This window comes from Aquabacterium sp. (assembly GCF_041915145.1).
In the GTDB taxonomy this organism is placed as follows: Bacteria; Pseudomonadota; Gammaproteobacteria; order Burkholderiales; family Burkholderiaceae_C; genus Aquabacterium.
The window spans coordinates 1-9,774 of the sequence record NZ_JAYSBZ010000094.1 but is presented as its reverse complement, the minus strand read 5'-3'; the positions used below and the strand labels follow the sequence as shown (position 1 = coordinate 9,774).

Below are 9,774 nucleotides of genomic sequence, written 5' to 3'. Positions count from 1 at the left end.
CCATGGACACCCTCAGCCTGATCCTCGACGACATGCGCCTGCAAGGCGGCGTCTTCGTGCATGTCGAGCTGACGGCGCCGTGGGCGCTCGGCCTGCACACCCCGGGGCTGGCAAGCTTTCACATCATGACCAGCGGCCAGGCTTGGCTGCTGCGCGACGGCGCCGAGCCGCTGTTCGTGCAGCAGGGCGACCTGGTGATCCTGCCCGCGGGGGCGCTCCATGCCATGGTTGACAAGCCCGGCAGCGCCGCCGCGCCGCATGATCTGCTGCCCGAGCTCACCAACCGCCCCGACGCGCCCTTGCGCGTGGGGGGCGGCGGCAACCGCTCGACGATGGTCAGCGGCCACGCCCGCTTCGACGTGATGATGGCCAGCCCGCTGGTGGCCGCGCTGCCGCCGGTGATGCACATCCGCGCCCAGGGTGACCAGCCCCCGCTATGGCTGGCGATCGGCCTGCAGTTTCTGGCGCAGGAGGTGAGCGACGCCCGCCCCGCCCAGCAGACGGTGATCAACCGCCTGGGCGACATCATGTTCATCGAATGCCTGCGCGACTACGTCGAGTCGCTGCCCGAGGGGGTGGACAACTGGCTCGTGGCACTGCGCGACAAGGCCTTGTCGGTGGCGCTGGGCCTCATGCACCGCGACCCGGCGCACAACTGGACGGTGCAGGAACTGGCGCAACGTGCCTGCCTGTCGCGCTCGGCCTTCGCGGAGCGCTTCACGCAGACGGTGGGGCAGCCGCCGCTGGCCTACCTGACGCAGCACCGCATGCGGCTGGCGGCGCGGCAGTTGAGCACGTCGAGCGTGCCGGTCAACCGCATCGCGAGCCTGGTGGGCTATGCGTCGGAGGCCGCGTTCAGCCAGGCCTTCAAGCGCGAATACGGTTGCTCACCCTCGGCCTACCGCGAGCAGCCGGCGCCGGCCGTCAAGCCCGACGACACTCAGAACGTGTACCCGGCCTGACGCGTCGTGCCCTCGGCGGCTTCGAGCAGCCGGGCCAGCGGGCCGAGACCGTTGTAGCGGGCGCAGACGCGGTGGGCGTAGCGCCACACGCGCGGAATGTCGTCGAGATAGCCGACCTTGCCGTCGCGGTAGGCCAGCCGCGCGAAGATGCCCAGCACCTTGAGCTGACGCTGCAGCCCCATCCACTCGAAGTCGCGCCAGAACTCGCTGAAGTCGGCGTGCACCGGCAGACCGGCCTTGCGCGCGGCCTCCCAGTAGCGCACCGCGTAGTCGATCTGCACGGGCTCGTCCCACTCGATGTAGGCGTCGCGCAGCAGCGAGACGAGGTCGTAGGTGATGGGGCCCCAGACGGCGTCCTGAAAGTCGAGCACGCCGGGGTTGGGCTCGGACACCATCAGGTTGCGCGAGTGGTAGTCGCGGTGCACCAGCACGGCGGGCTGCGCCAGGTTGTTGGTCAGGATCAGCTTGAAGGCGCGCTCCAGATCGGCGCGCTGGGCGTCGGTCAGCGTCATCTGGCGATGGCGGGCGAGGTACCAGTCGGGGAAGAGATCGAGCTCGCGACGCAGCAGCGCCTCGTCGTAGGCCGGCACGGCCTGCTGGGCCGGGATCTTCTGCACCTGCACCAGCGCCGCAAGCGCCGCGCGGTACAAGGCCTGGTTGGCGGGCGACTCGGCTCCCTGGGCGTCGAGGCGGCTCAGGTAGGTGTCGTCGCCCAGGTCGGACAGCAGCAGAAAGCCCTGCGCCTCGTCCCACTCGAAGACGTGCGGCACGTGCAGCCCGCCCTGCTCCAGCAGCCCCGCCACCTTGACGAACGGGCGGCAGTCTTCGTGCGCCGGGGGGGCGTCCATGATGATCCGCGACGGCGCGCCGTCGGCCGCCGCGTCGACGCGGAAGTAGCGCCGGAAGCTGGCGTCCGAGCTGGCGGCGCGCACGCTGTCGGGCCGCAGCCCGTGCCGAGCGGCCACGCCGGCCAGCCACTGGTTGAAGGCAGCCTGGCGCGCGGCATCGGCCCAGACGATCGAGGGATGAGTGTGAGTCATGAGGGGAGAAAAAAAGCAGCAAGGAGGCGGCCTGACGGCCGGCTTGGCGGCGGCGCCCCCATGGAATAATCGCGCGATTTTAAAACCCGGCCTCGTGACTCACCCGCTCTCCCACCCTCGCCGCGCAACGCTGCCCAAACTGCATCAACTGGCACCCGTGGCCTGGGCGGCGGGCTTGCTGCTGACCGGCGGGGGGGCGCGCGCGCAGGCCGAGCGGCTGGACGCCGAGCTCAACCTCAACCCGCCGCGGGTGACCAGCCTGGCCACCAAACCCGCCCCGACACCCGAAGCCGCCGACATCAACCCCTTCTTGCTGATGTCCCCGCGCCTGTCGCCCGCGCCGCGCGGCGAGGCCGGGCGCCTGCTGCCGATCTTTCTCGAAGCCGACCAGCTCAGTGGCAAGACCGACGAGTACACCAAGGCCGAAGGCACCGCCCGACTGCGCCGCGGCCTGCTGACGATGCGCGCCGACGAGCTCCGGCACACCTCGGCCGACAACACCGCCCACGCCAGCGGCCACGTGCGGGTGGATCGCGCCGGCGACGTCTACACCGGCCCGCAGGCCCAGCTGCAGCTCGACACCAATGCGGGCTTCTTCCTGACGCCGCAATACCGCTTCGCCCGCACGGGCGCCGGCGGCGCGGCCGACCGCATCGACTTCATCGACGACCAGCACGCCGTGGCCTACGGCGCCACCTACACGAGCTGCACGCCCGACGACAAGGGCGACGTCGCCTGGGTGCTGTCAACCTCGAAGGTGTCGATGGACTTCGAGAACAACGAGGGCGTGGCCGAGAACGCCGTGGTGCGCTTCATGGGCGTGCCGATCCTGGCCGCGCCGGTGCTGAGCTTCCCGCTCAGCGACGAGCGCAAGTCGGGCTGGCTGCCACCGACCTTCGAGCAAAGCAGCCGCAGCGGCTTCATCTTCGCCCAGCCTTATTACTGGAACATCGCGCCGAACCGCGACGCCACGCTCACGCCCACCTATTCGACGCGGCGCGGCTTCGGCCTGAACACCGAGGTGCGCTACCTCGAACCCAGCCATCGCGGCTCGATCGACCTCAAGCTGCTGCCCGGCGACAGCGAGCGCGGCAACGACCGCTGGCTGGTCAACCTGCAGCAGGAGACCAACTTCGATGCGCAAAGCAGCGGCGGCATCAAGCTCCTGAAGGTATCCGACGACGACTACTGGAAAGACTTCTTGCGCGAGCCGCCCGGCGTGACGCGCCGGTTGTTGTCGTCGACCGCGCAATACGAGCGCCACCTCGGCGTCAACGAGGTGGTGCTGCGCGAACTCGGCGCCAGCGACCTGAGCTGGTACGCCCGCGTGCAGGACTGGCAGGTGCTGCAGGACCTCACCTCGACCGACACCCGCATCGTCGCCCCCTACCGGCGCGCGCCGCAGATCGGCCTGGCCAGCCAAGGCGAGCGCGGTGGCTGGGAGTGGCGCGCCAACACCGAGGTCAACCGTTTCGTCAACGAAGACAGCAGCCTGCCCACCGGCACCCGCGCCCACTTCACGACCAGCGTGGCGCGGCCCATGCAGCCCTGGGCCGACACACCGGGCTGGACGATCACCCCGCGCCTGAGCCTGAACGCGGCCAGCTACGACATGGACCAGCCGCTGGCCAACGGCAACACGCAGACGGGCCGCGCCGTGCCGACCGTCAGCCTCGACAGCGCCTGGGTGCTGGAGCGCGGCGCGAACTGGTTCGGTCGCGACTACCTCCAGACGCTGGAGCCGCGCCTGCACTACGTGCGTACCCCCTACGTCGACCAGACCCTGGTGCCCAAGTTCGACTCGGCGCCGGTCGATTTCAACTTCGACTCGATCTACGGCGACAACGCCTTCTCGGGCATCGACCGGGTGTCCGACGCCAATCAGCTGACCGCCGGCCTGACCAGCCGCGTGATCGACCCCACCAACGGCGCCGAGGCCCTGCGCCTGGGCATGGTGCAGCGCGTGCTGCTGGCCGACCAGCGCATCACGGCCGACGGCACGCCGCAGACGCAACGGCTGTCGAACCTGCTGCTGCTGGCGTCCACCTCGGTGATCCCGAAGTGGAACCTCGACTCCAACCTCGAATACAACTCCGAAAGCCACCGCGTCAACCGCTCGGTGCTCGGCATGCGCTACTCGCCCGGCCCCTGGCGCACGGTGGGGCTGACCTACCGCCTGGCGCGCGGCTCCAGCGAGCAGGTCGACCTGGGCTGGCAATGGCCGATCGCCGGCAACCCGCCGCCGCTGACCGACGACGACAGCGCACGCCCCGCCCTGCTCAACGGCACGCGCGCCGGCTGCTGCGGCAACGGCGGCACCTACTACAGCGTGGGCCGCGTCAGCTACAGCATCTTGAACAGCCGCGTCACCGACTCGCTGTTCGGCTTCGAGTACGACGCGGGCTGCTGGATCGGCCGCGTCCTGGCCGAGAAAACCTCGATCAGCGCCACCCAGACCACCACCCGGCTGATGTTCCAGCTCGAACTCGTCGGCCTGTCCAAGCTCGGCTCCAGCCCGCTGCGGGTCTTGAAGGAAAATGTGCCCGGCTATCGCCTGCTGCGCGAAGAGCGCACGCCGTTCTCGCCCAGCGAGGGCCCCGAGCCGTTCTCATCCAATGACTGACCGCCGCGCCACCCGGGCCCTGTCGCCGCTCAACGCACATCCAGACATGCACAAACCACACCGCTCGCGCAAGCAAACCGAATGGCACCGCCGCGTGGCGCTCTGCCTGGCCGTGACCCTGGCGTGGGGCGCGCAGCCGGCCCTGGCCCAGTCGCCCAAGCGGGTGCCCGCCACCCCGAACGCGCCGCGCGCGCTCCAGCCCGACAACGCCCTGGCCGGCACCATGAGCCGCCAATTGGCCGGATCGAGCAAGGCCCCCAAGGCGACGGACTACATCGTGGCGGTCGTCAACCAGTTCCCGATCACCAACTCCGAAGTGCAGCAGCGCATGACCCGCGCGCTGCAGCAGGCACCCTCCGACGCCAAGCTGCCGCCGCCGGCCGAACTGCGCCAGCAGATCCTCGACACCTTGATCGACGAACGCGTGCAGCTCGACCGGGCACGCGACACCGGCTTGCGCGTGGACGACGCCGAGCTCGATGCCGCCATCGTCAACATCGCCGAGCAAAACCAGGTGAGCCCGGCCGAGATGCGCGAGCGACTGCGCAACGACAACGTCGATTTCGCGCGCTTTCGCGAGACCGTGCGCGAGCGCATCACGCTCGACCGCCTGCGCGAGCGCGACGTGCCGCCGCGCATCCGCGTCAGCGAGGCCGATATCGACGCCTACATCACCGAGCAGCTCGGCAGCTCGTCGTCCGAGCGCGAGCTCTCGCTGGCGCAGATCCTGATCAAGGTGCCCGAAGGCGCCTCGAACGCCCTCATCAAGGACCGCCAGGCGCGCGCCGAGCAAGCGCTTGAAAAGGCCCTCAAGGGCGACGACTTCATCCGCCTCGCGCACGACTACTCCGACGACGACGCCACCAAGGAGCAAGGCGGCCAGCTCGGCTGGCGCGGCGTGAGCCGCCTGCCCGATCTGTTCGTCGAGTCCACGACGGTGCTCAAGCAGGGCGAAGTCGCCCCCAAGGTGCTGCGCTCGGGCGCGGGCTTTCACGTCATCAAGCTGATGGATCGCCGCGACGCGCTCAACGGCTACGCGGTGGTGCAAAGCCACGCCCGGCACATCCTGCTGCGCCCCTCGGGCGGCATGAGCCTGCAGGCCGCGCAAGCCCAGCTCGAAGAGATCCGCGGCCAGATCCTCACCGGCCAGGCCAGCTTCGCGCAACTGGCGCGCCAGTATTCGCAAGACGGCACCGCGACCAAGGGCGGCGACCTGGGCTGGTCCACCAACGGCATGTTCGTGCCCGAATTCCAGAAGGCGCTCGACCAGCTCAAGCCCGGCCAGATCTCGACGCCGGTGGCCACGCGCTTCGGCCTGCACCTGATCCAGCTGATGGAACGCCGCGAGGTTCCCATCGACCCCAAGCAGCTGCGCGAGAACGCCAAGACCGCCCTGCGCGAGCAGCGCTTCGAGCAGACCTACAAAGAATGGGCCAGCGACCTGCGCTCGCAGGCCTACATCGAGATCCGCGAAGCGCCCGTCAGCGACTGAGCCATGATTGAACGAAAGCCCGCGTGAGCAAGCACGGCGGCGGCCACATCCCGCGCAAGCGCTTCGGCCAGCACTTCCTGACCGACACCGGCGTGATCGAAGATATCGTGCGGGCCATCAACCCGCGCCCCGGCGAGGCCCTGGTCGAGATCGGCCCGGGCCTGGGCGCGCTCACCAACCCGGTGGTGGCGCGCTGCGAGCGTCTCACCGTGGTCGAGCTCGACCGCGACCTCGCCGCGCGGCTGCGCAAGCGCGCCGAGCTCAACGTGGTCGAGTCCGACGTGCTCCAGGTCGATTTCGCCGCGCTGGCCCGCGAGCTCGGCCAGCCGCTGCGCGTGATCGGCAACCTGCCGTACAACATCTCCACCCCCATCCTCTTTCACCTGCTCGACTTCGTGGCCGATGTCGAAGACCAGCACTTCATGCTGCAAAAAGAGGTGGTGGACCGCATGGCCGCCAGCCCCGGCTGCAAGGACTACGGCCGCCTGTCGGTGATGCTGCAGTGGCGCTACGACATCGAGTCGGTGCTCGACGTGCCGCCCGAAGCCTTCGACCCGCCCCCCAGGGTGGACTCGGCCGTGGTACGCATGACGCCGCTGCCTCAGCCACCGGCCGTGAACGCGCAGCTGCTGTCCGCCATGGTGACCGCCGCCTTCTCGCAGCGCCGCAAGCTGCTGCGCCACTCGCTGGGCGCCTGGCTGCAGGCCCGCGGCGACGGCGATCTGCCCTTCGACATGCAGCGCCGCGCCGAAGAAGTGCCGGTGGCCGAATACCTCGACCTGGCCGCACGGCTCACGCCGGCCGCACCGGCCGACCGCTGACCCCGGAGCCCGCCCGGTTGATCGCCGCGCGCTAAAGTGCCCGACATGAGTCGAGACCGCCGCGAAGGCTTTCAGTGCTATCAGGTGGGTGGCTGCGTGCGCGATGCGCTGCTGGGCCGCCCGGTGCAAGACCGCGACTGGGTGGTGGTGGGCGCCACGCCCGAGCAGCTCACCGCCCAGGGCTTTCGCCCGGTGGGGCGCGACTTCCCGGTCTTCCTGCACCCCGAGACGCACGAGGAATACGCGCTGGCCCGCACCGAGCGCAAGACCGCGCCGGGCTACCACGGCTTCGCCGTCCATGCCGCGCCCGACGTGTCGCTCGAAGACGACCTGCTGCGCCGCGACCTGACCATCAACGCCATCGCGCGCGACGCCGACGGCACGCTGATCGACCCCCACGGCGGCCAGCGCGACCTGGCCGCGCGCGTGCTGCGCCACGTGTCCCCCGCCTTCGCCGAAGACCCGGTTCGCATCCTGCGGCTGGCGCGCTTCGCGGCCCGCTTCACCGACTTCACCGTGGCGCCCGAAACCCTGCAACTGATGCGCCAGATGGTGGAAGCCGGCGAGGTCGATGCGCTGGTGCCCGAGCGCGTGTGGCAGGAAGTGGCCAAGGGCCTGATGGAAGAACGGCCCTCGCGACTGTTCGAGGTGCTGCGCGACTGCGGCGCCCTGGCGCGGCTGATGCCCGAGGTCGAGCGACTATGGGGCGTGCCGCAACGCGCCGACTACCACCCCGAGGTGGACACCGGCATTCATCTGCTGATGGTGCTCGACATGGCCGCCGAGCTGCAGGCCGACCTGCCCGTGCGCTACGCCTGCCTGACGCACGACCTCGGCAAAGGCACCACGCCGGCCGACATCCTGCCGCGCCATCTGGGCCACGAAGGCCGCAGCGCGCAGCTGGCGCGCGAGCTGGGCCAGCGCCTGCGCGTGCCGGGCGACTGCAGCGAGCTGGCCGACCTGGTGGCGCGCGAGCACGGCAACGTGCACCGCAGCACCGCCCTGAGCCCCGCCGCCACCGTGCGGCTGCTCGAGCGCTGCGACGCCTTTCGCAAGCCGGAGCGCTTTGCCCAGGCCTTGCTGGCCTGCGAATGCGACGTGCGCGGCCGGCTCGGCTTGCAGCGCGAGCCGTATCCGCAACGCCCCGCCCTCTTGTCCGCCCTGGCGGCAACACGCGGCGTGGACACCGCGGCCGTCGCCGCCCACGCCACGGCGCACGGCTTGCGCGGCCCGCAGATTGCGCAGGCCATCCACCAGGCGCGCATCGAGGCCTTGTCGGCGACCCTCGACAAAAAGTTCTAAAGGCCCGCCAACAAGCTGCCGATAGACAGTCCACACGACGCTGCCTTGCGGGCGCTCTCCCCGCATTTCAAGAGGCTGCATCCGTCGTCTCCCCCCCCCCCGCTCCGACACAAATCCGCGACCAAGCGCCCATAGTGCACAGGCATCGCCGGAACAGCCCTTGAACTTCGTGTCTTTTTTCTCGGAGCCTTGCTTGACAACCATAAAGTTTTTGCCGCGCGGGCTCGATAAACACTCAACGGCCTGAGAAATCGGGTTCGTGGTCCGGTTAGACGGCCAAGGGTTCGGGCAGGCGCCAACAAGCAGCCAGGCCCACTCAAAGGTTGACTAGCGTCGGGGCGGGCACCTGCCGAGAACAAGCGCTTGCTTCGATCGGCGGGGCACAAGGATGCGGCGGCAGTACGCCGCAGCATTTGAGTGTTACGTGTCCGGCGCTCATCGCCGGGAGATATTGAACCTGAAGGAGTTTTGAAATGTCTTCGATCATCAACACCAACATCATCTCGTTGAACGCCCAGCGCAACAGCGCCACGTCGCAGTCGGCCCTGTCGACCGCGATGCAGCGCCTGTCTTCCGGCCTGCGCGTCAACTCCGCCAAGGACGACGCCGCCGGCCTGGCCATCGCCGAGCGCATGAACGCTCAAGTGCGCGGCATGAACGTGGCGATCCGCAACTCGAACGACGGCATCTCGCTGACGCAAACGGCTGAAGGCGCGCTGGCTCAAGTGGGCGACGCGCTGCAACGCATGCGTGAACTGGCCGTGCAATCGTCCAACGCCACCAACTCCAACAGCGACAAGGACTCGCTGGACAAGGAATTCGGCGAACTGGCCAAGGAAATCCAGCGCGTGCTGGGCGGCACCTCGTTCAACGGCAAGCACATCCTGGGCTCCGACGCCGGCACCCAGAGCTTCCAGGTCGGCGCCAACACCAGCAGCGACGACACCATCAGCATCACCACCACGCAGCTGACCACCGCGTCGCAGATCACCACGGTGGCGGGCACCGACAACGCCGGCGCCAGCCGCGCCAAGATCGACAGCACGGCCAACGCCACGGCCATTGCCACGGTGATCAACAACATCGACACCGCGATCGACAAGGTCAACTCCGAGCGCGCCACGATGGGTGCCTCGCAAAACCGCTTCACCGCGGTGATCTCGAACCTGCAGGTGTCGGTGGAGTCGCAAACCGCGGCACGCAGCCGGATCATGGACGCCGACTTCGCGGCGGAAACCGCGAATCTCTCGCGAGCCCAGATCCTGCAGCAGGCCGGCAACGCGATGATCGCGCAAGCCAACCAGATGCCGCAGCAAGTGCTGACCCTGCTTCGATAAGCAGCTCCGCCGCCCCCGAACGGGCAGCGACTCCGATCGAACCAAAGCCGCCTTCGGGCGGCTTTTTTTCGGTTCATCGAAGAATTCCGTGGGCAGCTGAGAGCCGTTCTTTATGCTGATGCCGGTAACGGCAGAAGCGGGAGGACGGGATGCTGGATCACAAGACGCTGCAGGCGCTGGGCTGCTGGAAGGGGTAC

7 protein-coding genes are annotated in these 9,774 nt (G+C 69.0%); 6 read left to right on the top strand and 1 reads right to left on the bottom strand.

Annotated features, from left to right (window positions below; genetic code table 11):
• A partial coding sequence (locus ACE3SS_RS13670; RefSeq protein ID WP_374594848.1) for an AraC family transcriptional regulator occupies positions 1 to 962 on the top strand: 962 nt, incomplete at its 5' end.
• Here ACE3SS_RS13670 and ACE3SS_RS13665 read toward each other — a convergent pair.
• On the bottom strand, positions 941 to 2,002 hold the full coding sequence (locus ACE3SS_RS13665; protein ID WP_374594846.1) for an aminoglycoside phosphotransferase family protein: 1,062 nt from the start codon (positions 2,000 to 2,002) through the stop codon (positions 941 to 943). The genes ACE3SS_RS13670 and ACE3SS_RS13665 overlap by 22 nt on opposite strands.
• A 94-nt stretch (positions 2,003 to 2,096) precedes the next feature.
• On the opposite strand from ACE3SS_RS13665, the gene ACE3SS_RS13660 reads away from it, so the two are divergent.
• The 5 genes from ACE3SS_RS13660 (at position 2,097) to ACE3SS_RS13640 (ending at position 9,577) form a co-directional block, all read left to right on the top strand.
• A complete protein-coding gene (locus tag ACE3SS_RS13660; RefSeq protein WP_374594844.1) occupies positions 2,097 to 4,625 on the top strand; it encodes an LPS-assembly protein LptD in 2,529 nt (842 codons plus the stop codon).
• A 46-nt stretch (positions 4,626 to 4,671) separates the two neighbouring features.
• Complete coding sequence (locus tag ACE3SS_RS13655) at positions 4,672 to 6,117, top strand: peptidylprolyl isomerase (protein WP_374594842.1); 1,446 nt, start codon at positions 4,672 to 4,674, stop codon at positions 6,115 to 6,117.
• A 23-nt stretch (positions 6,118 to 6,140) separates the two neighbouring features.
• Positions 6,141 to 6,938, top strand: coding sequence for a 16S rRNA (adenine(1518)-N(6)/adenine(1519)-N(6))-dimethyltransferase RsmA (gene rsmA / locus ACE3SS_RS13650; RefSeq protein WP_374594840.1), 798 nt, complete (start codon positions 6,141 to 6,143; stop codon positions 6,936 to 6,938).
• 45 nt (positions 6,939 to 6,983) lie between these two features.
• Complete coding sequence (locus ACE3SS_RS13645) at positions 6,984 to 8,240, top strand: multifunctional CCA addition/repair protein (RefSeq protein WP_374594838.1); 1,257 nt, start codon at positions 6,984 to 6,986, stop codon at positions 8,238 to 8,240.
• A gap of 473 nt (positions 8,241 to 8,713) precedes the next feature.
• Positions 8,714 to 9,577 (top strand): flagellin, encoded by an 864-nt coding sequence (locus ACE3SS_RS13640; RefSeq protein WP_374594836.1) that lies wholly within the window; start codon positions 8,714 to 8,716, stop codon positions 9,575 to 9,577.
• Positions 9,578 to 9,774 lie beyond the last annotated feature (197 nt).